We start from the raw sequence: 23976 nt of genomic DNA on the forward strand, positions 1-23976 counted from the left end.
CCTACAACTCGGGCGGTTGATTGTCCTGCTGCTTGGCGGCAATGGCGTCATAGGTTTCCACCCGGTGCTGATCTTCGGCGCTGAATAGACGCTGGCGCAAACGCTGCTGCTCCTGTTGCTGATCCGCCGCACTGAGGCCATTGCCCTGCAAGGCGGCAAGTTCCTGCTGGTAGGTGGCATAACGTTGTTGCCAGGCGCGCTCGTTGCGCTGCTCGCTGAGCAGACGTTCGACCGTGGGCGGATCATAGGTCAAGGCAAGCAGCTGGCGCACCTGCTCTTCGCTGGCGCCTTCCTGCCAAAGCTTGTCAGTCTGAGCCTGCAAGGCCTGCGCTTGGATCTGGCGCTCTTCACTGGCACGCATGGCTTCAGGGAGTTGAGCACGTAAACGCTCCTGCGCCAGGGTTTTGCCGTGCTCGCTCAGATCGTCACGAGCCATCAGCGCCAGGTTGTCCAGGGTGTAACGGCCGTAGGCTTCCTCGGCGCCGAACAGGGCCTCGGTCGCCGCACTGGAGAAGTGTGCCCGGCGTAGCTGCGCCAACTGCTCGAAGGCTCGCTGCAAGGCAACCAGCTGGCCATCGGGGGGGCTTTGCTGGGCACTGCTCAAGGGTTGCTGCAGCAGCGCCAGGCTGGCGCGCTTGTAATCCATATAGTCGCCGAGCAGGCCGATAAACTGCCCCAGGGCAGGCTCTGGCAAACGTCCGCGCGCATCGGCCAACATCACTTCAACCACGGTTTCCAGCCCGGCTTGATCGGCGGCGCTGAGGAAGTAATCCAGATAATCGCGCAGCGCCAGATTCAGCTGCAGATTGCCGGCGCTATCCGCCTTCAGCTCGCCATCCACGTCGGTGCCTTGCAAACCCGGCAGGCTTGCCGGCGCGCTAGCCGCAGCGGTATCTGGCTTGGCGACTGGCAACAGCGGGCTAGGTGCGGCGGCAAGAGGAGTCGTGACGGTAACCGCTGCAGCAGGCGCGACGGCTACAGCAGTGGCAGGCCACTGCCAGTAAAGCGTAAGGCCGGCAACGCTGCCGGCCAGTAGCAAAAGAGCAACAGTTGAGCGCAACGACAGGGCCATATGACCTCCAGAATGCGGGCTGCATGGCGCAGCCCGCTGGTGCGACGGTCAGACGCCTTTGTTTTTCAGGCGGTTGGCATGCTGGCGATACAGCGAGACCGGCTCGGTCCAACCGCGAATGCCGAACAGGTGGTTGATCGCATCCACGTGGTTCATGTTGTAACCATCACCGATCACCTGACCCAGGTAGGTGGAGCAAACGCCAACCAGACCATCGTTCTTCTCGCTACCGAATGCCAAACCAGTGATCGCCAGGAACGGATCGACCGCATCGAACACGTTGGTATAGGAGGTATTACCGGTCCAGGAGAAGTAACGGATGTTGTGCCCACGCACGTTGTGCACTTCGGTGGATTTGGCGCAGTAGCTGCTGCTGTTTACACCCCACGGATGGCGACCGTTCAGCGCAGTCGTACCGGCAGTAGTTAGGGATGGTCTGAAGTAGCCCTGTATTTCCGGTCAACTTCAGCCTCCGCTGATTTTGAAAGCGGAAAACTGATCAAAAACGATCAAGTCATCCGCTCATTTCGGTGTTTCTGGCCGCCGCGAGCACCTCGCAGCGGTCATTTCCCACATTACAGGCGCACCTCTCCTGCATTCGTCAGCAAATGTCGACGGGCCATCCACAGGTTCGACAGGGCGAACAGCGTTACCAGTTGTGCGGTGTTTTTGGCCAGGCCACGGAAACGCGTCTTCACATAACCGAACTGACGCTTGATCACCCGGAACGGGTGCTCGACCTTGGCGCGAACTTGCGCCTTGGCCTTCTCGATCTTGCGCTTGGCTTTGTACAGCGCGCTGCGCTTACTCAACGTGTTGTACGTACTGCGGCGGGCTGCGATCTGCCAGATCACTTCACGGCCTTCATGTTCTGGCCGCTTCTCTACGCCGGTGTAACCCGCGTCGGCACCCACCATGTTTTCTTTGCCGTGTAGCAGCTTGTCGACCTGAGTAACGTCTGCAACATTGGCTGCCGTGCCGACCACGCTATGCACTAAACCCGACTCGTCATCGACGCCGATGTGCGCCTTCATGCCGAAGTAATACTGGTTTCCCTTCTTGGTCTGGTGCATTTCCGGGTCACGCTTACCGTCCTTGTTCTTGGTCGAACTCGGCGCATTGATCAGCGTGGCATCGACGATGGTGCCTTGGCGCAATGACAAACCGCGGTCACCCAAATAGCCATTGATGACGGCCAAGATGCCCGCAGCCAGTTCGTGTTTCTCCAGCAATCGGCGGAAGTTGAGGATGGTGGTTTCGTCGGGAATGCGCTCCAGGCTCAGACCCGCAAACTGGCGCAGGATGGTGGTCTCGTACAGAGACTCCTCCATCGCCGGGTCGCTGTAGCCGAACCAGTTCTGCATCAAATGAACCCGTAACATCGCCATCAGCGGATAGGCTGGACGTCCGCCTTCACCCTTGGGGTAATGCGGTTCGATCAAGGCAATCAAACCCTTCCACGGCACAACCTGATCCATCTCGATCAGGAACAGCTCTTTGCGGGTTTGCTTGCGCTTGCCGGCGTACTCGGCGTCGGCGAAGGTCATCTGCTTCATCGGAAAACTCGGCGGGTGGAGTTCAGGTATTTTGCCAAATTCAGGAAGTCTTCTTCAGGGTTTCCCTAAGGTTTTCAGCGCATCGATGCCGCTCTGCGGGTTGCTGCTGCCGGACATCAGATTGATTACCGCACCCAGAGCATTGGCCAGGGCATTGGCACCGCCTTCAATGGCGCTGTTCGGCGGGATCACGCCACGCAGTACGTCGGCGACTTTCGAGCCTTTGTTCACCCCGTTGACCGAGGTTACCGAGGCCACCAGATCCGGGCGCAGCGAGGCCGCGACGCGCGAGGTTGGCGAGCCCTGGCTATGGCCGATAAGGTTGACCTTGCCGCCATTGGCTCCGGCCCACGGCACAATCTGCTTAGCCAATGCGGCGCCGCGCTGCTCGCTGTCATTCAGAGCCGAAACACTGGCGACATAGACCTTGGCGCCATCGCGCTCGAGGTTCCAGGGGATGGTGTGGAAGTAGTTGATCAGACCGCCGATGGTATCGAAGCCGGTCACCCCGTGTACCAGTACGATCGGGTATTTGGTCTTGGTGTAGTTGGCCTGGGCCTCAACCGCGCCCACCAGGGCGCATACAGCGAGAGCAGAAGTAATAACGCGACGCATGGGTGCCTCCTTATTTTTCTTGTTGGCACGCCGGGAAACTGCGTCCGGCGTACTCACAACTCTAAGGAAACTCTGAATAAGACTTCCTGATTTTGGCAAAATGCCCGGACGCCACCCGCCGAGTTTTCCGATGAAGCAAATGACCTTCGCCGATGCCGAGTACGCCGGCAAACGCAAGCAGACCCGCAAAGAGTTGTTCCTGATCGAGATGGATCGGGTGGTGCCGTGGAAGGGTTTGATCGCACTGATCGAACCGTATTACCCCAAGGGTGAAGGCGGTCGGCCGGCCTATCCGCTGATGGCGATGCTACGTGTGCACCTGATGCAGAACTGGTTCGGCTACAGCGACCCGGCGATGGAAGAAGCGCTGTACGAGACCACTATCCTGCGGCAGTTCGCCGGGCTGAGTCTGGAACGTATCCCCGACGAAACCACCATCCTCAACTTCCGTCGTCTGCTGGAGAAACATGAGTTGGCTGCCGGCATCCTGGCCGTCATCAATGGCTATCTTGGCGACCGTGGCCTGTCGTTGCGCCAAGGCACCATCGTCGATGCCACGCTGATCAATGCGCCGAGTTCGACCAAGAACAAGGACGGCAAACGCGACCCAGAGATGCACCAGGCCAAGAAGGGCAACCAATACTACTTCGGCATGAAGGCGCACATTGGCGTGGATGACGAGTCGGGGCTGGTACACAGCGTGGTAGGCACGGCGGCCAACGTGGCGGATGTCACTCAGGTCGACAAGTTGCTGCACGGCGAGGAAAACGTGGTGTGCGCCGATGCGGGTTATACCGGTGTCGAAAAGCGCCCCGAACATGATGGGCGCGAGGTGATCTGGCAGGTTGCTGCCCGCCGCAGCACCTATAAGAAGCTGGGTAAGAGCAGCCCGCTGTACAAAGCCAAACGCAAGATCGAGAAGGCCAAGGCCCAGGTGCGCGCCAAGGTTGAGCACCCGTTCCGGGTGCTCAAGCGTCAGTTCAGTTATGTAAAGACACGCTTCCGTGGCTTGGCCAAGAACACGGCGCAACTGGTGACGCTGTTCGCGCTGTCGAACCTGTGGATGGCACGCCGACATTTACTGACCAATGCAGGAGAGGTGCGCCTGTAATGCGGGAAATGGCTGCCGCGAGCTACTCGCGGCGGCTAAAAACACAGAAATGAATGGGTAATCTGATCGTTTTTGATCGATTTGCCGCTTTCAAAATCGGCGGGGCTGAAGTCAGCCAGAAATACATGGCTACTTCAGACCATCCCTAGGGAAACTCTGAAGAAGACTTCCTGATTTTGGCAAAATACCCGGATTCCACCCGTCGAGTTTTCCGATGAAGCAGATGACCTTCGCCGACGCCGAGTACGCAGGCAAGCGCAAGCAGACCCGCAAAGAGTTGTTCCTGATCGAGATGGATCGAGTAGTGCCGTGGAAAGGATTGGTCACCCTGATCGATCCGCACTACCCGAAGGGCGAAGGTGGCAGGCCCGCCTATGCGCTGATGGCGATGCTGCGTGTGCATCTGATGCAAAACTGGTTCGGTTACAGCGATCCGGCGATGGAGGAAACGCTGTACGAGACCACCATCCTGCGCCAGTTCGCCGGCTTAAGCCTGGAACGCATTCCCGATGAAACCACCATCCTCAACTTCCGTCGCTTGCTGGAGAAACACGAGCTGGCTGCAGGCATCTTGGCTGTGATTAACGGCTACCTGGGCGACCGTGGTCTGTCACTGCGCCAGGGCACCATCGTCGATGCCACGTTGATCAATGCGCCGAGTTCGACCAAGAACAAGGACCGTAAGCGCGATCCGGAAATGCACCAAACAAAGAAGGGCAACCAGTACTACTTCGGCATGAAGGCGCACATCGGCGTGGATGACGAGTCGGGTCTGGTGCACAGCGTAGTAGGCACGGCAGCCAACGTGGCGGATGTCACCCAGGTAGACAAACTGCTGCACGGCGACGAAAACGTGGTGTGTACTGACGCAGGTTACACCGGTGTCGAAAAGCGTCCGGAGCATGAAGGTCGGAAGGTAATCTGGCAGGTGGCGGCACGCCGCAGCACCTACAGGAAGCTCGATAAGCGCAGCGGGTTATACAAAGCCAAGCGCAAGATCGAGAAGGCCAAAGCCCAAGTGCGCGCCAAGGTCGAGCATCCGTTTCGCGTGATCAAGCGCCAGTTCGGTTATGTGAAGACGCGCTTCCGTGGCCTGGCCAAAAACACCGCACAACTGGTAACGCTGTTCGCCCTGTCGAACCTGTGGATGGCCCGTCGACATTTGCTGACGAATGCAGGAGAGGTGCGCCTGTAATGTGGGAAATGACCGCTGCGAGGTGCTCGCGGCGGCCAGAAACACCGAAATGAGCGGATGACTTGATCGTTTTTGATCAGTTTTCCGCTTTCAAAATCAGCGGAGGCTGAAGTTGACCGGAAATACAGGGCTACTTCAGACCATCCCTAAGGAGGTACTGGGAGCTGGGCTATCGCCCAGATGGGTGATGCCTCAACGCTGCGAGGCGATGGCCTGCTCGACGGCGGCCAGCAATGCAGGGTCATCCGGGGAGGTGCTGCTGGGGAAGCTGGCAATCACCTTGCCCTGGGCGTCGATCACGTATTTGGAGAAATTCCAACGCGGCGCCTGACTTTGCGCTGCCAGCTCCTTGAACAGTGGCAATGCATCGCTGCCGGTAACCTGCTGGGTTTCACTCATGGGGAAGGTCACGCCGTAATTGACGTAACAGACCTTGGCGGTTTCTTCGCTGCTGTCGGCCTCCTGGCGGAAGTCATCGGAAGGCAGCCCGAGGATCTGCAGCCCCTGTTCCTTGTAGCGCTGGTAAAGCGCTTCGAGGCCTTTGAGCTGCGGGGTAAAGCCGCAGAAGCTGGCGGTATTGACCACTATCAGCGGCTTGCCGGCGAACTGTGCGCACAGATCGATACGTTCCTCGCTGCGCAGCTTCTGCACCTCACCCTGCAGCAACGCCGGGCATTCAGCAGCCTGCGTAGAGCCAACCCAGGCACTGAGCAGAACGACAGCCAGCAGGGAAAAACGCCACATACGGATCACCTTGATGACATCAGCAAACACCCAAACCCAGCTGCAGAAAGGCCAAACCACTTTGCAGCCAGCCCCACCAGGCCAGGCCAGGCCCAGGGCCAACATGCCGCCCATCACCAGGGCGGTGTTCCAGCGATAGTCGGTATTCATGCATTCACCTCCTGTTGTTGCAAGCGGGCCACGGGCAGCTCACGTACTGGCCAATTCAGCGCGGCGGCCAGCAAGCTGAGCAGCACGGCAATCTGCCAGACCAGATCATAACTGCCAGTGTGGTCATACAGATAGCCGCCCATCCAGCCGCCAAGAAACGCCCCCAGCTGATGGAACAGAAAGACGATGCCGCCAAGCATCGATAGGTTACGCACGCCGAACAGGGTGGCCACGGTGCCATTGGTCAACGGCACCGTCGACAGCCACAGCAGGCCCATGGCCACACCAAAGGCATAGGCGCTCCACGCCGTCAGCGGCGTCATAAGAAACGCCACAATCACCACTGCCCGGGCCAGATACAGTGCACTGAGCAGGCGCGGCTTGGACATCCGCCCGCCCAGCCAACCGGCAATGTAAGTGCCAAAGATATTGAACAAGCCGACCAGCGCGGGCAGATGTTGATCGACCAGATAGGCCGGCAGATGCACGCCGATAAACACCACCTGAAAGCCGCAGACAAAAAAGCCCAATGCCAACAGCCAGAAACCGGAGTGGCTGCAGGCCTCGCGCAGTGCTTCACCCAGAGTTTGCTCCTGACCGGTCAGCGGCAGCGGTGTGTCCTTGAGGATGGTCTGAAAAAGACTTCCTGATTTTGGCAAAATATCCGCACTCCACCCGCCGAGTTTTCCGATGAAGCAGATGACCTTCGCCGACGCCGAGTATGCCGGCAAGCGCAAGCAGACCCGCAAAGAATTGTTCCTGATCGAGATGGATCGGGTAGTGCCATGGAAAGGGTTGATCGCTTTGATCGAGCCGCATTATCCAAAGGGTGAAGGCGGCCGACCGTCCTATCCGCTGATGGCGATGCTGCGAGTGCATCTGATGCAAAACTGGTTCGGTTACAGCGACCCGGCGATGGAAGAGGCGCTGTACGAGACCACCATCCTACGCCAGTTTGCCGGGCTGACTCTGGAGCGCATTCCTGACGAAACCACCATCCTCAACTTCCGCCGCTTGCTGGAAAAACACGAACTGGCTGCCGGCATCCTGGCCGTGATCAATGGCTACCTGGGTGACCGTGGTTTGTCGCTGCGCCAAGGCACCATCGTCGATGCCACGCTGATCAACGCGCCGAGTTCAACCAAGAACAAGAACGGTAAGCGTGACCCTGAGATGCACTCAACCAAGAAAGGCAATCAGTATTACTTCGGCATGAAGGCGCACATCGGGGTGGATGACGAGTCTGGCTTGGTGCACAGCGTGGTGGGTACTGCCGCCAACGTGGCGGATGTCACCCAGGTCGATAAGCTGCTGCACGGCGAGGAAAACATGGTGGGGGCCGATGCCGGATATACCGGTGTCGAGAAGCGCCCCGAGCATGAGGGCCGTCAAGTGATCTGGCAGGTTGCAGCACGGCGTAGCACTTACAAGAAACTCGGTAAGCGCAGCGCGCTGTACAAAGCCAAGCGCAAAATCGAGAAGGCCAAGGCCCAAGTGCGAGCCAAGGTCGAGCATCCGTTTCGGGTGATCAAGCGTCAGTTCGGTTATGTGAAGACGCGCTTCCGTGGCCTGGTCAAAAACACGGCGCAACTGGTGACTTTATTCGCGCTGTCAAATCTGTGGATGGCGCGCCGACATTTACTGACGAATGCAGGAGAGGTGCGCCCGTAATGCTGGAAATGGCTGCCGCGAGGTGCTCGCGGCGGCTAAAAACACAGAAATGAGCCGGTAATCTGATCGTTTTTGATCGATTTATCACTTTCGAAATCAGCAGAGGCTGACGTCAGCCAGAAATGCATGGCTACTTCAGAGGATCCTTGAGCATTGCCGCCAGCGGCACGATCAATGTTACCAGCAGCCCCAGGGCCATCAGCGCCACCGACCAACCGAGCCAGCTAAGCAGGCCCAGAGTGCCTGGAAGCATAACGAACTGGCCAAAGGAGCCCGCCGCCGCCGCGATACCCATGGCCATGCTGCGTTTTTCCATCGGTACGGCGCGCCCCACTGCCCCGAGAATCACCGAGAACGAAGTGCCGGACAAACCAATACCGATCAGCAACCCAGCGCTCAGCGACAGACTCAGAGGCGAGTCGGCCAGGCCCATGCAACCGAGGCCAATGGCATACAGAATGCCGCCGACAATCACCGTACGTTTAGCGCCAAAACGATCGGCCAGCGCGCCGGTAAAGGGCTGGGTCAGTCCCCAGATCAGGTTCTGCAAGGCAATGGCGAGGGCGAACACCTCACGCCCCCAGCCGAACTCAGCGCTCATCGGTGGCAGGAACAGGCCAAAACCATGGCGAATACCCAGCGAAAGTGCCAGGACCAGGGATGCACCTAGCATTAACCAACCACTGGTGCGCCATAACGAAGTCATACGTTGTCCTTTCCGGGAAGCGACCCGCTTAATCGAGAAATCGGCAATAACCAGCAGGTATATACCGCTACCCGCCAAGGCGACAGCTACAGCTGTTCGGCAATGCAGTGCTACAGATTGCACCCTGAGTTAGTCATGCCGGCAAGCCGACCATCGGCTAACAGGCCGCTGAGAAAACTACCGGCGTGGGCAAGCTTGCGTTGAAAACGGCCGACTAATCGAACAGCAGTGGCGCGGCGCTGGCGCGTTGGGCAAAGAACGCCAGCAACTGATCATGGTAGTGGCTGTACACCTCAGGCGGCAGCCAACGCTGGTAGATCGCCAAAGTGCTGGCGGGTGAGGCCGAAAGCTCACGAATGGCCTGATCGAGACGTCCAGCCATGCGCGCGCCCCATGGCGTGCGCGAGCAATAGATGCCCACCGTCACCAGTTCAGCATTTTCCCGCAGCGGCACACTGACCAGCGCATCACTGAGACTGAAATGGCGCATGACCTCGGTGTAAATCACCGGGTAATCGAAGACATAATCCAGACGGTGATGGCTGACCATTAGCAGCAAGTTCTCCCCCGCCAGGCTGCCACCCAGTTCGGGGATGCGACCTTCGGCGTGAGCCTGGAGCAGGCGCTCACGAATCGGCGCGGGATAGACTCGACTCTTGGCCAGAGCGCCGCGCAGATAGGGATTGCCGAACAGCCAGTCGAGGCTGACCTGACCCTCTTCGATCAGCAGTTGATCCAGAGTCTGCCGGCGTACCAGCACATGAATCGGCGTAGTCGCCACATAGGGTACGAAGTAACCCTGCTGGTCACGTTCGGGGCTCTGCAGCTGGCCACTGCTGCACATTTCGCTCCGCTCGCCCATACGCTGTTCGACGCGGGCCATGGGCAATACCTCATAGCGCATCTGCAGCTCAGGCAGGCGTTCCGCCAGCAGTTGCATGGTCTCGAACAGTACGCCATCAACCACCTCTCCATCGCGCACATTGACGACCCCCGGAATCGGCACAACATCCCACACCAGCTCCTCGGCCTGCAATACACCGGCACAGGGCAAAGCCCCAAGCAACGTTGCCAACAGCGTCGAGTAAAACGGCCTGCGCACCATATAGATTCCTGCCACGCCTTGCTGCCCTTACACGCTAGCAGGCCAACGCCACCAGCACCGCGCACTCGGCTATTTCCAGCAATGCTCCGGCAGTATCACCGGTGGTGCCATCCAGACGTTTGAGCATCAAGCTGCGCAGCCAGATAAACACGCCCCCGGCTACCAGCAAGGCGAGCAACGCCGGCCAGCCAAACAGCAACATGGCCACAGCGTTAGCGGCCAGTACCCAGGGCAGTTGCCGACGCGGCAGATGCTCGGCCAATGCCTGACCCAGCCCGCCGGCCCGCACATAGGGTGTAGTCAGAAACAGCAGCGGCAACAGACAACGCGCCAACCAAGGCACCAGTACCAGCAACAACCCAGAGCCGCTCTCCAGCAAGGCCACCAGCGCAGCGAACTTGAGCAGCAACAGCAGCACCAGCACCACCACTGCGATCGGCCCGCTGCGCGGGTCTTTCATGATCGCCAGGGTGCGCTGTTTATCGCCAAAGCCGCCAACCCAGGCATCGGCGCTGTCGGCCAGGCCATCCAGATGCAGGCCGCCGCTGATGCCCACCCACAGGCTCAATAACAACGCGGCCTGCAACAGCAGCGCGCTATCGCCCAGCAGGTGTTGCACGGCGAGCAGCAACAGGCCGATCAGCAGCCCCACCAGTGGATAGAACAGCAGCGAGCGACCGATCTGCTCAGGCCTCGGCATGCCAGCCAGGATCACCGGTAAACGGGTAAGAAACTGCAGGGCAATCCACCAGGGCGTCATACGCGCTCCCACAGCTCGCCTTGTTCATCCAGGCACAGTTGATAGCGCTCGGCATGGCCCACAGGAACCTGCAGCAGATCATTGCGCGGCAAGCCACGGGCCCGTGCCAGCAGCAGGCGGATTACCCCGCCGTGGGTGACCAACAGCAGGCGCTCGCCGGCATACAGGGCCTGCAAGCGTTGTAAGGTGCCCAGTATCCGTGCCTCAAAGGCCAGCAAGGTCTCGCCCTCAGGCGGAGTAAAACCATAGGGATCGCTCCAGAAACGGCCAAGTTCTGCCGCGCTGGTCTGCATCAGTTCGGCGGTACTGCGCCCTTCCCACGCGCCGAAATGCAGTTCCTGCAGATCAGGTTCCAGGCTCAGCGGTACGTCGTGTTGCGCGGCCAGCTCTTCGGCAAAGCGCGCACAGCGCTGCAAGGGCGAGCTGATCAAGCGATCCCAGGGGCCGGCCTCGGCCACCGCCGCGCGCAGCTGCGCCCAACCGGTTTCGGTCAGGGCATCGTCCAGGCTGCCGCGCAGGCCGCCGCCCAGTTCGGTTTCACCGTGGCGCAGCAGCTCCAGATAGACCGTCATAGCGGACGCTCTGCTACCGCCGCCTCGGCAAAGGTGGCCATGTCGTTGTGCAGGCTGCAGGCCAGTTGCAGCAGCGGCACGGCCAAAGCCGCGCCACTGCCCTCGCCCAGACGCAGGCCCAGATCAAGCAGCGGCTCGGCCTGCAGCGCCTTGAGTACCCGCCGGTGGCCAGGCTCGGCGCCGCTGTGGGAAAACAACAGCCAGTCGCGACAAGCTGGATTCATGCGCACCGCCATAAGCGCGGCCACGCTGCAGATAAACCCATCCACCAGCGCGGTGATGCCCTGCTGCGCGCAGGCCAGATAGGCGCCGCTCAACGCCGCAATCTCGAAGCCGCCGAGGCGCTGCAGGATATCGATGGGTTCGCTGATCCCCGGGCGATGCAAGGCCAGAGCAGCCTCGACGACCTTGGCCTTATGCGCCACGCCCGCGCTGTCCAGGCCGGTACCAGGGCCGACCAGCTCCTGTGCCGAGCCTACCAGCAGCAGGCAGGCCATGGCCGTGGCAGCGGTGGTATTGCCGATGCCCATTTCGCCACCTATAAACAGCTGGCTACCGGCTTCACGGGCGCGCTGCACGCTGGCCTGGCCGGCATCCAAAGCCTGCAGTAACTGCGTGGTAGACATCGCCGAGCCCTGGGCGAAGTTCTCTGTACCCGCACCGAGATGCAGATGATGCACACCGCGCAGCGGCTCCAGCGGCAGTGCGGTGCCCAGGTCGATCACCTCAAGGGTCGCGCCCAGCTGTTTGGCCAATACGCTGATCGCCGCGCCACCATTGACGAAGTTGCGCAGCATTTGCCCGGTGACGGCTTGGGGGAAGGCCGAAACCCCTTCGGCTACCACACCATGGTCACCGGCAAAAATGCTGATCCACAGCTGCTCGACCTGCGGCCGCTGACTGCCTTGCATCGCCGCCAGGTCGATGGCCACTTGCTCCAGCTGGCCGAGCGAGCCGGCCGGCTTGGTCAACTGCTGCTGCCGCGCCTCGGCGGTGTTGCGCGCAGCGCTATCCAGCGCCTGACAGCCCTGTTGCCACCATTGCTCACTCACAGCACTTCCCCCTTGAGAACCATCGGCAGACCCGCCACGGTAAACACCACGCGCTCACAGCGCTCGGCCAGGGCCTGATGCAACCAGCCGGCCTCATCGACATAACGACGGGTCAGCTCGCCCAGCGGCACCACGCCCAGGCCGGTTTCATTGCTGACCAGCAGAAGCCGCCCCGGCAGGTTGTCCAGGCAATCCAGCAGCGCATCGCGCTCGCCGCTCAGGCGCGCCGGGTCGTCCAGCATCAGCAGATTGGTCAGCCACAGGGTCAGGCAATCGACTAACAAACACTTATCCGCGCCAGCCTGCTCACGCAGCACCCGGGCCAGAGCCAGCGGCTCTTCCACCAGCCCCCAATGCGCCGGACGACGCTCACGGTGATGTTGAATGCGCTCATTCATCTCGCCATCCAGCGGCTGGCTGGTGGCGATATAGGTGACCGCCAGGCCGGATTCGGCCGCCAACCGCTCTGCCAGGCGGCTTTTTCCGGAACGGGCACCGCCGAGAATTAATTCATGCATGGTTCACCTAGTTTCCCCGTAGGGTGGATGACACTTTTTATATCCACCATCCCACCGCAAATGCTGGATCGATACAGCGTGATCCACCCTACAGGCCACATAACATTCGCAGTTTTGCCGTATCCAGATGCGCCTCGACCAGATCGGCCAGGCGCTCGATATCACGCTCGCGCAGGGCGTGGTAATCCACCGGCTGCACCTCGCGTAGGCCGGCCCAGCGCAGCAAGGCGCTGCACGCATCGCTGCTCTCGAACAAACCATGCAGATAGGTGCCAAGCACCTGACCATCGGCACTCAACGCACCGTCGCTGCGGCCGTCATCGAGGCGCACAGCTGCGTTCAACCCTAGGCCAGAGCTGATCCCCGCATGAATCTCGTAACCGCTGACCGGAGCATTTTCCAGACACAGCTGGCCGCGCACATTGCGTAGCTGCTTCTCCGGCTCCAGTACCGTGCGGAAATCCAGCAGCCCTAGACCTGGGCTGGAACCCGCCGCGCCTTCCAGGCCATGGGGATCGTCGATCTGCGTACCGAGCATCTGCAGCCCGCCGCAGATACCCAGCAGCTTGCCGCCATAGCGCAGGTGTTTGTCGATGGCCGCCGGCCAGCCCTGCTCACGCAGAAACGCCAGATCGCTGCGTACGCTTTTCGAGCCGGGCAGGATAATCAGATCCGCTGCCGGGATCGTCTGACCGGGGCCGACAAAGCTCAGCTCAACCTGCGGATGCAAGCGCAGCGGATCGAAATCAGTGTGGTTACTGATACGGGGCAACACCGGTACCACCACCTTGATCCGCTCGGCCGTCTTAGCGCTCTGGCGAATATCGATGGCATCCTCGGCCTCCAGGTGAAAATCCATCAGATAGGGCAATACGCCCAGTACCGGTTTGCCGGTGCGCTGCTCCAGCCAATCCAGCCCAGGTTGCAGCAAGGCGATATCGCCGCGAAAACGGTTGATCACAAAGCCCTGCACCCGCGCCTGTTCGCTCTCAGAGAGCAACGCCAGAGTGCCGACCAGATGAGCAAATACGCCGCCCTTGTCGATATCGGCAATCAGGATCACCGGGCAGTCCACCGCCTCGGCAAAACCCATATTGGCAATATCACCGGCACGCAGATTGATCTCCGCAGGCGAACCCGCGCCCTCCACCATCACCACCGGATAGGCCTCGCTCAGACGTCGATGGGAATCGAGTACCGCCTGCATCGCCACTTTTTTGTAGTCGTGATAAGCAACGGCATCCATGCTGCTCAGGGCGCGGCCATGAATGATCACCTGGGCGCCGGTATCGCTATTGGGTTTGAGCAGCACCGGATTCATATCGGTGTGCGGCTCCAGCCCGGCAGCCTGAGCCTGTACCGCCTGGGCGCGACCAATTTCTCCACCGTCGGCGGTAACGGCCGAATTAAGCGCCATATTCTGCGGTTTGAACGGCACCACGCTGACGCCCTGCCGTTTAAGCCAGCGGCATAGCGCGGTTACCAGGGTGCTTTTGCCGGCATCGGAGGTGGTGCCCTGCACCATCAATGTGGTCATGGGAGCTTTTCCCCGAAGGCCGACAGCGCCTGCTGCAAACGCTGCCAGCCGGCTTCATCCGGTGGCAGGCCAAAACGCAGGCTCAGCGGCTTTTCAAACAGGCGAGTAAGAATGCCTTGTCGGGCGAGAAACTCATGCAGCAAGACGGCCTGCGGTGTGCAACAGAACTGGAACAACGCACAACCGCCTGTGGGGCTGAGCCCATGCACAACCAACAGTGCCGCCAGGCGTTCGCCATCGACCAGCAGCCGCTCGCGCTGAACCTGTTGGCCGACCATATCCTGCAACAACGCAGTGGCCACCACTCGACTCGGCCCGCTGATGGCCCAAGGCCCGAGTAACTCGGCCAATTGGTCCAGCAGCTGCGGCGACGCCAGCACAAAACCCAAGCGAATGCCCGCCAAGCCGAAAAACTTGCCAAACGAGCGCAGCACAATCAGCCCGGGCAACTCGCTGAACGCCGCCAGGCTGAATGCCGGCGTGCAATCGATAAAGGCCTCGTCCACAACCAGCCAGCCGCCGCGCTCGGCCAGGCGGGCGTGCCACTCCAGCAGGCGCTGGGGCTCGATACGTCGTCCGGTCGGGTTGTTTGGATTAACCAGCAACAGTACATCCAGGCGCTCCAGCGCCCGCTCGATACCGCCCTCGCTGAGTTCAAGCATCCGATGACCTTCGCGCTGCCAGGCGGCGGCGTGCTCGGCATAGGCCGGCGAGACGATACCGACAGTGGCATTACGTACCAGGCGCGGCAGCGCCTGAATCGCCGCCTGGGAGCCCGCTACCGGCAGCAGATTGCTCACCCCATAGTAATCGCGAGCGGCGATTTCCAGGCCGTCCTCCTGTTCGGGCAGGCGCGTCCAGGCGCTGGCGGGAATCGCCGGCAGCGGCCAACCGTATGGCGCAATGCCGGTGGACAGGTCCAACCAATCCTCCAGGGCGATGCCATAACGCAGCGAGGCCGCGCGCATGCGGCCACCATGTTCAAGCATAAAGAAGCCCCCAAACCAGTAGCAGTGCCAGCCACAGCAGCACGCCACCGTTGACCAAATTGACTGCCCGCTCGACATCCCGTGCTCTGGGCTGCGGACCGGCGCCCAGTTCAGGCCGTACGTGCAGCTCGCCGTGATATTCCGCCGCGCCGCCCAGACTGACGCCCAGCGCCCCAGCACCTGCGGCCATCACCGGGCCGGCATTGGGGCTGTCCCACAGTGGCGCCTGGGTACGCCAGCAGCGCAGCGCCAGCGCAGTTTTGCCGAGCAGCGCGTAAGTCAGTGCCACTAAACGCGCGGGAATGTAATTGAGCACATCGTCGATCTTCGCCGCAGCCCAGCCGAAGCGTTCGAAGCGTTCGTTGCGATAGCCCCACATGGCGTCCAGGGTATTGCTCAGGCGGTACAGCACCACCCCCGGCGCACCGGCAATAACAAACCAGAACAGCGCGGCGAACACAGCATCAGAACCGTTTTCCAGCACCGACTCGCTGCCAGCACGGGCCACGCCGGCAGCATCCAGCTGCGCGGTATTGCGGCTGACCATATAACCGACCCGCTCGCGGGCCAGGCGCAGATCGCCCAGGCGCAGCGCCTGGGCCACCGGCATGGCATGCTCGCCCAGGCTTTTCAGGCCCAAGGCAGCATACAGCGCGATAATCTCCACTGCCCAACCCAGGCCGCTGATCTGGCTTAGCAGCCAGGCCAGCAACGTCAGTGGCAGCACCGCCAGGCACCAGGCGCTGACGCCATGGCTGCGCCAGCCGCCACCCGCTGGATTGAAGCGTTGCTCGATACGCTCGGCCATACGGCCAAAGGCCACCAGCGGGTGCCAACCCTTGGGTTCGCCAAAAATCGCATCCAGAACGACGCCGGAGCAGGTACTCAGCACCAGGCTCATGGCGTGCCCCACTGATTCTCGAACAGCAACTCGCTGAGCGGGCGTGGCTCGGCCCAGCCCTGCTGCACCAGCATCGGCGCCTCGTAAAATTCCGTTACCGGCCCCAGACACAGCACCGCCAACGGTTTACTGCCGGCCGGCATGCCTAGCAAATCTGCCAGAGCCTGCGGCTCGAACAGCGACACCCAGCCCATGCCCAAACCCTCTGCACGGGCTGCCAGCCAGAGGTTCTGAATCGCGCAGGCCAGGGATGCCAGGTCCATTTCCGGCAAGGTGCGCCGGCCGAATACATGGGCCTCACGCCCCTCCATCAGAGCCACCACCAACAGTTCGGCACAGTCGCGGATGCCCTCAACTTTCAGCCGCATAAATTCATCACTGCGCTCGCCCAACGCCTCGGCGGTGCGCGCACGCTCCTCTTCGACCAGGCCATGAATCGCCTCGCGCAAGGCCGGGCGGGTGATGCGAATAAACCGCCACGGTTGCATCAGGCCGACGCTGGGGGCTTGGTGCGCGGCTTCGAGCAGGCGCGCAAGCAGCTCGGGAGCCACCTCGCCGCCGCTGAAATGGCGCATATCGCGGCGCTCGGCAATGGCGCGATACACCGCCGCGCGTTCTTGCGGGCTAAAAGCCTGCTCGCTCATGCCGGCGCTCCGGGGCAAAACAGCGCCGCGGCGGCAACCGGATCGGATGGCAGATAGAAGTGGATATAGGAGGCGGTCATCCGCCCCTGGCGATAGACCGCCTCACTGGTGCGCTTGTAATTCGGGCATTCGCCGCGGGTCAGCGGTTGCAGGCCGCTGCTGAGCGCCGAGTAGTGGAAACTGTGGCCGCGCAGCAGCCCTTCCGGCAATTCGGCCTGCTGCAAGGCCATGGCGGTCATGCGCGGTTGCAGGGTGGCTTCGCCGCTTAGCAAGCCAAGCATTTGCCCACTGACGCCCTGTTTATCGGTCAGTTTGTCGAGCAGATAGAGCATCCCGCCGCACTCGGCATGGATCGGTTTTCCGGCAGCATGGTGCGCGCGAATCGATTCGGCCATGGGCTGGTTGGTTTCAAGTGCGGCCAGGTGCAGCTCCGGGTAGCCGCCAGGCAGATAGAGGCTGTCGATATCGGGCAGTTGCTGATCGCTGAGCGGCGAAAAGAACGCCAATTCAGCACCCAGTTCGCCCAGCAAATCGAGGTTGGCCTGATAGAGAAAGGCAAAGGCGCTGTCGCGCGCCACGCCGATCCGCACGCCCTTAAGCAACGGCGCGGGCCTTACCTGCTCAGGCGCGGCGAAGCTGACCGGCGGCGGCAGGCTGGTATCGGCACTGGCGGCCAAGGCATCGGCGGCGGCGTCCAGGCGCGCATCCAGGTCGGCCAGCTCCCCCGCCTGCACCAGACCCAGATGGCGGCTTGGCAAACCAACTTCGGCGCTGCGCGGCAGCGCGCCGTACCAGCGGATCGAGGCTGGCAGAGCATCACGCAGAATCTCGCCATGCCGCGCACTGCCAACCCGATTACCGAGCACCCCGGAGAACGGCAAATCGGGCTGGAACGTTGCCAGGCCATGGGCCATGGCGCCGAAGGTCTGCGCCATGGCCGAACCGTCGATTACCGCCAGCACCGGCACGCCAAAGTGCCGGGCCAGGTCGGCCGCAGAGGGCGTGCCATCGAACAGCCCCATCACCCCTTCGATCAGAATCAGATCGGCCTCACCTGCCGCCTCCCAGAGCAGACGACGACTCTCGGCTTCGCCGACCATCCACAGGTCAAGCTGATACACCGGCGCACCGCTGGCGCGGGCGAGAATCATCGGGTCGAGAAAGTCCGGGCCGCACTTGAACACCCGCACGCGCTTGCCTTGGCGTGCATGCAAACGCGCCAAGGCAGCGGTTACCGTGGTTTTACCCTGGCCGGAAGCGGGAGCTGCGATCAATAAGGCGGGGCAAGAGCGGGCGCTGCTCAAAACTCCACTCCCTTTTGTGCTTTAACCCCGGCTTTGAACGCATGCTTGACCAGGCTCATTTCGGTGACGGTATCCGCTGCCTCGACCATCCCAGGCAGCGCGCCACGACCGGTCACCACCACATGCTGCAGCAGCGGACGCGCTTCAATATCGGCGAGCACCGCGTCGAGTTCCAGGTAGCCATATTTCAGCGCGATATTCAGCTCATCGAGCACCACCAGACCGATGGCCGGGTCATTCAGCAGCTGCGCCGCCACCGCCCAGGCCTCATGGGCCTTATCGATATCGCGCTGACGATCCTGAGTCTCCCAGGTAAAGCCCTCACCCATTACGTGATAACTGACTTCATCGGGAAAACGGCGGAAGAAGCTTTCCTCGCCGGTGCTGGCCGCGCCCTTGATAAATTGCACCACGCCGACCTTGAGGCCATGGCCCAAGGCACGCGCGACCATGCCGAAAGCGCTGCTGCTCTTGCCCTTGCCATTGCCGCTGTGCACCAGCAGCAGGCCGTATTCGTCCTGGGCCTGGGCAATCTTTTCATCGATCAGGGCTTTCTTGCGGGCCATGCGCGCCTTGTGCCGGGCGTCACGCTCAATCGATTCAGTCATCGCACTGCTCCACCGCCACAGGGCGATCTGGCTGGAAAAAGCATGCGAGGACAGGGAAAGCGCGGGGCCACGCACAGCGCAAACCACACGCCAGCCATCGCCCTCCGCGATGCCGTGGACTGCAACAGGCCGGTCTCCGGGCTTGTGAGCGAACCTTGAGGTTCTCAGAACCTAGCAGGCTCTATGCCGCGCCTTCCCATGCTTGAGCACAGTGGCACTTGCGGCGTTTGACTCACTTACCGTTGCGGGGGCAGCGTCGGAATAGCGGGCGTTCACACGCACAGCGCACCGACTTCCCAGTTTCACCCCACACACGCACAGCGTTCGGGGCACCTGTTACAAGGCGCGAAGGGTAGAGAGTTCGCGATTAAGCGTCAAACGAATGCGCCATTTAGCGCAGACGGCTTAAGCCACCAGGGTTACTTGGCCTGACACTTCATCTCGGGCGAGCCATAGCCCCACACCACGGTCGCCTCACTCTGGTGCTCCCAGAATGATTCATTGCGCCCCTGATATTTACTGCCGCTGGCTGCAGGCTGCTGATACATCAACGACACGCTGTCAGCAAACTCGGCCAGCAGGGTCCCAGGCTCGGTGGGGTAGTAGGTGACGATGACTTCCTTGGCTGGCAGGCCATCGCATTGAAAATGCACCGGACCGGTCCCTTTCAGTAACGCGTAGCGCGCCTGCAGTTCGGCAATCCGCAGGCGATAGCTCTCGGCTACGCACTGCTCACGGTCAGCGGCCTTCCAGCAGTCATTGCGGCCTTTTATCCAACCTCGCTGCTCAGCCTTGAGTACGGGAGGATGCTGGTTTGCGGCCTTGGCCGAAGCCTGCTGATAAATATCCGACATTTTCTGATCAAGTTCGGCCAGAGCAGGCGTCTGACAAATCAGCGCCTCGATACTGCCAGCCTCTACCTTGGTGCAGCTGAACGATGGCTCAGCCGCCTGCAGGGTCGCTAACGGCAGGCCGAGCAGAGCCAAAAGGGCAAAACGCTTAGGGATGGTCTGAAGTAGCCATGTATTTCTGGCTGACTTCAGCCCCGCCGATTTTGAAAGCGGCAAATCGATCAAAAACGATCAGATTACCCATTCATTTCTGTGTTTTTAGCCGCCGCGAGTAGCTCGCGGCAGCCATTTCCCGCATTACAGGCGCACCTCTCCTGCATTGGTCAGTAAATGTCGGCGTGCCATCCACAGGTTCGACAGCGCGAACAGCGTCACCAGTTGCGCCGTGTTCTTGGCCAAGCCACGGAAGCGTGTCTTTACATAACTGAACTGACGCTTGAGCACCCGGAACGGGTGCTCAACCTTGGCGCGCACCTGGGCCTTGGCCTTCTCGATCTTGCGTTTGGCTTTGTACAGCGGGCTGCTCTTACCCAGCTTCTTATAGGTGCTGCGGCGGGCAGCAACCTGCCAGATCACCTCGCGCCCATCATGTTCGGGGCGCTTTTCGACACCGGTATAACCCGCATCGGCGCACACCACGTTTTCCTCGCCGTGCAGCAACTTGTCGACCTGAGTGACATCCGCCACGTTGGCCGCCGTGCCTACCACGCTGTGTACCAGCCCCGACTCGTCATCCACGCCAATGTGCGCCTTCATGCCGAAGTAGTATTGGTTGCCCTTCTTGGCCTGGTGCATCTCTGGGTCGCGTTTGCCGTCCTTGTTCTTGGTCGAACTCGGCGCATTGATCAGCGTGGCATCGACGATGGTGCCTTGGCGCAACGACAGGCCACGGTCGCCAAGATAGCCATTGATGACGGCCAGGATGCCGGCAGCCAACTCATGTTTCTCCAGCAGACGACGGAAGTTGAGGATGGTGGTTTCGTCGGGGATACGTTCCAGACTCAGCCCGGCGAACTGCCGCAGGATAGTGGTCTCGTACAGCGCTTCTTCCATCGCCGGGTCGCTGTAGCCGAACCAGTTCTGCATCAGGTGCACACGTAGCATCGCCATCAGCGGATAGGCCGGCCGACCGCCTTCACCCTTGGGGTAATACGGTTCGATCAGTGCGATCAAACCCTTCCACGGCACCACCCGATCCATCTCGATCAGGAACAACTCTTTGCGGGTCTGCTTGCGTTTGCCGGCGTACTCGGCATCGGCGAAGGTCATTTGCTTCATCGGAAAACTCGGCGGGTGGCGTCCGGGCATTTTGCCAAAATCAGGAAGTCTTATTCAGAGTTTCCTTAGGGGTGAACATGCTGATTCCTCGTCCGCTATCCGTTGGTTTTAAATAGCCGCATCCAGGCTTACATCCTGCTGGCGCCAAGCTGCATGTTTCGTCAGCTAAGGCCAGACCAGAACACCTACCACTGCCCCTTGAGTACCCGCCGGGTTGCTTCACGTACCGTCAGCGGGTAGTCAGTATTCATGTACCAGACTGCCGGGTGCTCGGTGACAGATAGCGCTCGCTGATCCGGTGGCAGGTTGGTACGCAGCAGCAAGATCACATCACTGCTGACCCAGGGGTGACGGTACCAGTAGTGATGCCCGACGATATCAAAGCCGCGCTCGCTGCTATTACCGGAAACATCCAGCAGGGTGACATTGTTCAAGTGCCGCCTGCGGGTGAACTGGTACAGGCTCTGCTCGGCCCGACTGCTGCCAATCCGTGCGCCACCGGGCATCAGGCGCTGCGCGTAATCCAGCGCCTCGTCCTGATCAGACACAGTGATCATCACCTGTTCAGCGACGCGACTGATTGCTGGCAGACGCCCCTCAAATACTTCCTCGGGAACATCCGCAGCGGCAAACACCACCGCGCCAATCCGATAACGCGCCTGTAACTGCGCGGTATTCAAATCCGGATGACGATTCTGGAACGTCTGCAACGCCAGAGATGCCACGCGCCCACCGGCGCTGTAGGCGACCAGGTTGATCCGCTCGGCAGCGATATGTCGCGCCAGCAGCTCGATCAACTGCGCCAACGCCTGGCTGGAATCGCGAGCACGATTCACATCGATGCCGAGCAGATAGCTGGCAATGTTCTGGTGTGACGGCCAGTCGAACGCCAGACCGACAAAGTCGCGCCCGGCAAAATGCACAAGCTCGCCCGTCAGCTCACAGGCATTGGCGAAATCAACCTTTGCGCCATGCACATAGATGATGATTTCCTTGTCGCGGGCCTTGTCCAGCGCCAGATTGATCGCATCGACATAGCTCTGCACTGGCGGCGCCAAAGGCACATCAACCGGTCGCTGCACCGGCAATACCGCTGTTTGCTGAGCCGCAATCAGACTCAGTGGCAGCTCACGCGCGCGCAGCTCGCTGACCGAGGCCGAATGCAATTGCGACCAATCACTCTGCTGGTCGCCCAAACGCACCTGGGCACGCCCCAACTGCAAGGTCGGGCTGACGCGATTGCCATAGCCCGCGCCCTCTGGCGTCCGGGTAGTGGCGTAGAACAGTGCCACATCGGGCACCCGTTCTGCCGGCGACAAATGGGCGAAAGGATCGATAGCAGCCTGGTGATAAATCACCGGCGTGCTCATCAGCATCAGCGGCGTTGGCCCAGCACAGGCGCCCAACAGCAGAGCAAGGCATACACATGACAGCGCGCGCAAACAGGTCATCGGCAGTCGCCACTAATTAAGGGGTCAGAAGGTCATCACAAACAAACAGCAAGCCTAGGGAAACTCTGAATAAGTCTTCCTGATTTTGGCAAAATGCCCGGACGCCACCCACCGAGTTTTCCGATGAAGCAGATGACCTTCGCCGATGCCGAGTACGCCGGCAAGCGCAAGCAGACCCGCAAAGAGTTGTTCCTGATCGAGATGGATCGGGTGGTGCCGTGGAAGGGCTTGATTGCCCTGATCGATCCACATTACCCCAAGGGTGAAGGCGGTCGCCCGGCGTACCCGTTGATGGCGATGCTGCGTGTTCATCTGATGCAAAACTGGCTCGGTTACAGCGATCCTGCGATGGAAGAGGCGCTGTACGAAACGACCATTCTGCGGCAGTTCGCCGGGTTGAGCCTGGAGCGTATCCCTGACGAAACCACCATCCTCAACTTCCGTCGCGTACTGGAAAAAAACGAACTGGCGGCTGGCATCTTGGCTGTGATCAACGGCTACCTGGGGGATCGCGGCCTGTCCCTGCGCCAGGGCACCATCGTCGATGCGACGTTGATCAATGCGCCCAGCTCGACCAAAAACAAAGACGGTAAACGCGACCCGGAGATGCACCAGACCAAGAAGGGCAACCAGTACTACTTCGGCATGAAGGCCCACATCGGTGTGGATGACAAGTCTGGACTGGTGCACAGCGTGGTGGGCACGGCGGCCAACGTGGCGGACGTCACCCAGGTGGATAAGCTGCTGCATGGCGACGAGAACGTGGTTTGTACCGACGCAGGTTACACCGGTGTGGAAAAGCGTCCGGAGCATGAGGGTCGGAAGGTTATCTGGCAGGTGGCGGCACGCCGCAGCACCTACAAGAAACTCGATAAGCGCAGCGCGCTATACAAAGCCAAGCGCAAGATCGAGAAGGCCAAAGCCCAGGTGCGCGCCAAGGTCGAGCACCCGTTTCGGGTGATCAAGCGGCAGTTCGGCTATGTGAAGACGCGCTTCCGCGGCCTGGCCAAGAACACGGCGCAGTTGGTCACGCTGTTTGCGCTGTCGAACCTGTGGATGGCACGCAGACATTTACTGGCAACTGCAGGAGAGGTGCGCCCGTAATATGGGCAATAGCCGCCGCGAGGTGCTCGCGGCGGCTAAAAACACAAAAATAAGCGGATGATATGATCGTTTTTGATCGATTTTCCGCTTTCAAAATCAGCGGAGGCTGAAGTCGGCCTGAAACGCATGGCTACTTCAGAGGATCCCTAGCCGCGACTCAATGCCTGGGCATAAAGCCCGCCGGGTTGCTGGCCAGCCACTCGACAAAGGTACGCAGGCGTTCATCACTGAGCAGGCTGTCGCGATTGTTATAGGTCAGCGCCAGCTCCTTTTCGCTGAACAAGCGGTGGATCTGGTTGTGGCAGGCGCGGCAGACCCAGAGCGTGGCGCTGATGCGCTCGCTTTTGCCGAAGCGCTTCTGCACATAAACCTTGTTGTGCAGCGCCTTGGGGATCAGATGGTGACGCGTCAAAGCGGCCGCACGGGCGCAGAGCTCGCAGGCATCAGGTTGTTCGGGCAGACGAATCGGTTCAGGCATACGG

The 23976-nt window shown here is 60.8% G+C and carries 24 protein-coding genes, 2 pseudogenes and 1 riboswitch; of the genes and pseudogenes, 4 read left to right on the forward strand and 22 right to left on the reverse strand.

The window, feature by feature from the left end:
- Window position 1: 1 nt before the first annotated feature.
- The 4 genes from BLW24_RS21945 to BLW24_RS21960 form a co-directional block, all read right to left on the reverse strand.
- Window positions 2–1072: a lipase secretion chaperone gene (locus BLW24_RS21945; protein ID WP_090386911.1), complete on the reverse strand. Its 1071-nt coding sequence runs from the start codon at window positions 1070–1072 to the stop codon at window positions 2–4.
- 48 nt (window positions 1073–1120) lie between these two features.
- Window positions 1121–1417 (reverse strand): hypothetical protein, encoded by a 297-nt coding sequence (locus tag BLW24_RS21950; RefSeq protein ID WP_244161233.1) that lies wholly within the window; start codon window positions 1415–1417, stop codon window positions 1121–1123.
- Window positions 1418–1647: 230 nt separating this feature from the next.
- Window positions 1648–2628: an IS5 family transposase gene (locus tag BLW24_RS21955; protein ID WP_090378610.1), complete on the reverse strand. Its 981-nt coding sequence runs from the start codon at window positions 2626–2628 to the stop codon at window positions 1648–1650.
- A 54-nt stretch (window positions 2629–2682) separates the two neighbouring features.
- A complete protein-coding gene (locus tag BLW24_RS21960; protein ID WP_244161234.1) occupies window positions 2683–3243 on the reverse strand; it encodes an esterase/lipase family protein in 561 nt (186 codons plus the stop codon).
- Window positions 3244–3373: 130 nt separating this feature from the next.
- Between BLW24_RS21960 and BLW24_RS21965 the strand changes: the two genes are divergently transcribed.
- The gene (locus tag BLW24_RS21965; RefSeq protein WP_090384114.1) at window positions 3374–4354 is read left to right on the forward strand and encodes an IS5 family transposase; all 981 of its coding nucleotides are present in this window, start codon (window positions 3374–3376) and stop codon (window positions 4352–4354) included.
- A 214-nt stretch (window positions 4355–4568) separates the two neighbouring features.
- Window positions 4569–5549: an IS5 family transposase gene (locus BLW24_RS21970; RefSeq protein WP_090381501.1), complete on the forward strand. Its 981-nt coding sequence runs from the start codon at window positions 4569–4571 to the stop codon at window positions 5547–5549.
- A gap of 192 nt (window positions 5550–5741) precedes the next feature.
- On the opposite strand, the gene BLW24_RS21975 is transcribed toward BLW24_RS21970, so the two are convergent.
- Together BLW24_RS21975 and BLW24_RS21980 are read right to left on the reverse strand one after the other, a co-directional pair.
- Window positions 5742–6293 carry a glutathione peroxidase gene (locus BLW24_RS21975; RefSeq protein ID WP_090387841.1) on the reverse strand — a complete coding sequence of 184 codons (552 nt, stop codon included), beginning with the start codon at window positions 6291–6293 and terminating at the stop codon, window positions 5742–5744.
- A gap of 146 nt (window positions 6294–6439) precedes the next feature.
- Window positions 6440–7066: pseudogene (locus BLW24_RS21980) on the reverse strand (MFS transporter); the annotation flags it as partial.
- A 67-nt stretch (window positions 7067–7133) separates the two neighbouring features.
- Between BLW24_RS21980 and BLW24_RS21985 the strand changes: the two are divergent.
- The gene (locus BLW24_RS21985; protein ID WP_090375326.1) at window positions 7134–8114 is read left to right on the forward strand and encodes an IS5 family transposase; all 981 of its coding nucleotides are present in this window, start codon (window positions 7134–7136) and stop codon (window positions 8112–8114) included.
- Window positions 8115–8256: 142 nt separating this feature from the next.
- Here BLW24_RS21985 and BLW24_RS21990 read toward each other — a convergent pair.
- From BLW24_RS21990 to BLW24_RS22060, 15 genes and pseudogenes are all read right to left on the reverse strand, one after another.
- Window positions 8257–8820: pseudogene (locus tag BLW24_RS21990) on the reverse strand (MFS transporter); the annotation flags it as partial.
- A 214-nt stretch (window positions 8821–9034) separates the two neighbouring features.
- Complete coding sequence (locus BLW24_RS21995; protein WP_139272731.1) at window positions 9035–9922, reverse strand: hypothetical protein; 888 nt, start codon at window positions 9920–9922, stop codon at window positions 9035–9037.
- Window positions 9923–9959: 37 nt separating this feature from the next.
- Window positions 9960–10685 (reverse strand): adenosylcobinamide-GDP ribazoletransferase, encoded by a 726-nt coding sequence (locus tag BLW24_RS22000; RefSeq protein WP_090386915.1) that lies wholly within the window; start codon window positions 10683–10685, stop codon window positions 9960–9962.
- A complete protein-coding gene (cobC, locus tag BLW24_RS22005) occupies window positions 10682–11257 on the reverse strand; it encodes an alpha-ribazole phosphatase family protein (protein WP_090386917.1) in 576 nt (191 codons plus the stop codon). The genes BLW24_RS22000 and cobC overlap by 4 nt, the downstream gene beginning before the upstream one ends.
- On the reverse strand, window positions 11254–12309 hold the full coding sequence (gene cobT, locus BLW24_RS22010; protein WP_090386919.1) for a nicotinate-nucleotide--dimethylbenzimidazole phosphoribosyltransferase: 1056 nt from the start codon (window positions 12307–12309) through the stop codon (window positions 11254–11256). Before cobT ends, cobC begins: the two co-directional genes overlap by 4 nt.
- Complete coding sequence (gene cobU / locus BLW24_RS22015; RefSeq protein WP_090386921.1) at window positions 12306–12827, reverse strand: bifunctional adenosylcobinamide kinase/adenosylcobinamide-phosphate guanylyltransferase; 522 nt, start codon at window positions 12825–12827, stop codon at window positions 12306–12308. Before cobU ends, cobT begins: the two co-directional genes overlap by 4 nt.
- Before the next feature lie 88 nt (window positions 12828–12915).
- Window positions 12916–14364: a cobyric acid synthase gene (locus BLW24_RS22020; RefSeq protein WP_090386923.1), complete on the reverse strand. Its 1449-nt coding sequence runs from the start codon at window positions 14362–14364 to the stop codon at window positions 12916–12918.
- Window positions 14361–15353 carry a threonine-phosphate decarboxylase CobD gene (cobD, locus tag BLW24_RS22025; protein WP_090386925.1) on the reverse strand — a complete coding sequence of 331 codons (993 nt, stop codon included), beginning with the start codon at window positions 15351–15353 and terminating at the stop codon, window positions 14361–14363. The genes BLW24_RS22020 and cobD overlap by 4 nt, the downstream gene beginning before the upstream one ends.
- Window positions 15346–16254 carry an adenosylcobinamide-phosphate synthase CbiB gene (gene cbiB, locus BLW24_RS22030; protein WP_090386927.1) on the reverse strand — a complete coding sequence of 303 codons (909 nt, stop codon included), beginning with the start codon at window positions 16252–16254 and terminating at the stop codon, window positions 15346–15348. Before cbiB ends, cobD begins: the two co-directional genes overlap by 8 nt.
- Entirely contained in the window at window positions 16251–16898 is a 648-nt protein-coding gene (gene bluB, locus BLW24_RS22035; protein ID WP_090386929.1) for a 5,6-dimethylbenzimidazole synthase, read from the reverse strand. Before bluB ends, cbiB begins: the two co-directional genes overlap by 4 nt.
- Window positions 16895–18202: a cobyrinic acid a,c-diamide synthase CobB gene (locus BLW24_RS22040; protein WP_090386931.1), complete on the reverse strand. Its 1308-nt coding sequence runs from the start codon at window positions 18200–18202 to the stop codon at window positions 16895–16897. Before BLW24_RS22040 ends, bluB begins: the two co-directional genes overlap by 4 nt.
- The gene (gene cobO, locus BLW24_RS22045; protein WP_090386933.1) at window positions 18199–18810 is read right to left on the reverse strand and encodes a cob(I)yrinic acid a,c-diamide adenosyltransferase; all 612 of its coding nucleotides are present in this window, start codon (window positions 18808–18810) and stop codon (window positions 18199–18201) included. Before cobO ends, BLW24_RS22040 begins: the two co-directional genes overlap by 4 nt.
- Before the next feature lie 110 nt (window positions 18811–18920).
- Window positions 18921–19162, reverse strand: a riboswitch (cobalamin riboswitch).
- Between the two features lie 67 nt (window positions 19163–19229).
- Window positions 19230–19796, reverse strand: a complete 567-nt coding sequence (locus BLW24_RS22050) for an MliC family protein (RefSeq protein ID WP_244161235.1) — start codon at window positions 19794–19796, stop codon at window positions 19230–19232.
- 162 nt (window positions 19797–19958) lie between these two features.
- A complete protein-coding gene (locus BLW24_RS22055; protein ID WP_090384114.1) occupies window positions 19959–20939 on the reverse strand; it encodes an IS5 family transposase in 981 nt (326 codons plus the stop codon).
- 185 nt (window positions 20940–21124) lie between these two features.
- On the reverse strand, window positions 21125–22315 hold the full coding sequence (locus BLW24_RS22060) for an alpha/beta hydrolase (protein ID WP_167360426.1): 1191 nt from the start codon (window positions 22313–22315) through the stop codon (window positions 21125–21127).
- Window positions 22316–22513: 198 nt separating this feature from the next.
- Between BLW24_RS22060 and BLW24_RS22065 the strand changes: the two genes are divergently transcribed.
- On the forward strand, window positions 22514–23494 hold the full coding sequence (locus BLW24_RS22065) for an IS5 family transposase (protein WP_090375222.1): 981 nt from the start codon (window positions 22514–22516) through the stop codon (window positions 23492–23494).
- Between the two features lie 157 nt (window positions 23495–23651).
- Here the strand turns inward: BLW24_RS22065 and BLW24_RS22070 are convergent, their stop codons facing one another.
- Window positions 23652–23972 (reverse strand): hypothetical protein, encoded by a 321-nt coding sequence (locus tag BLW24_RS22070; RefSeq protein ID WP_090386937.1) that lies wholly within the window; start codon window positions 23970–23972, stop codon window positions 23652–23654.
- Between the last annotated feature and the right edge of the window lie 4 nt (window positions 23973–23976).

The sequence above is a fragment of the Pseudomonas anguilliseptica genome (assembly GCF_900105355.1).
GTDB lineage: Bacteria > Pseudomonadota > Gammaproteobacteria > Pseudomonadales > Pseudomonadaceae > Aquipseudomonas > Aquipseudomonas anguilliseptica.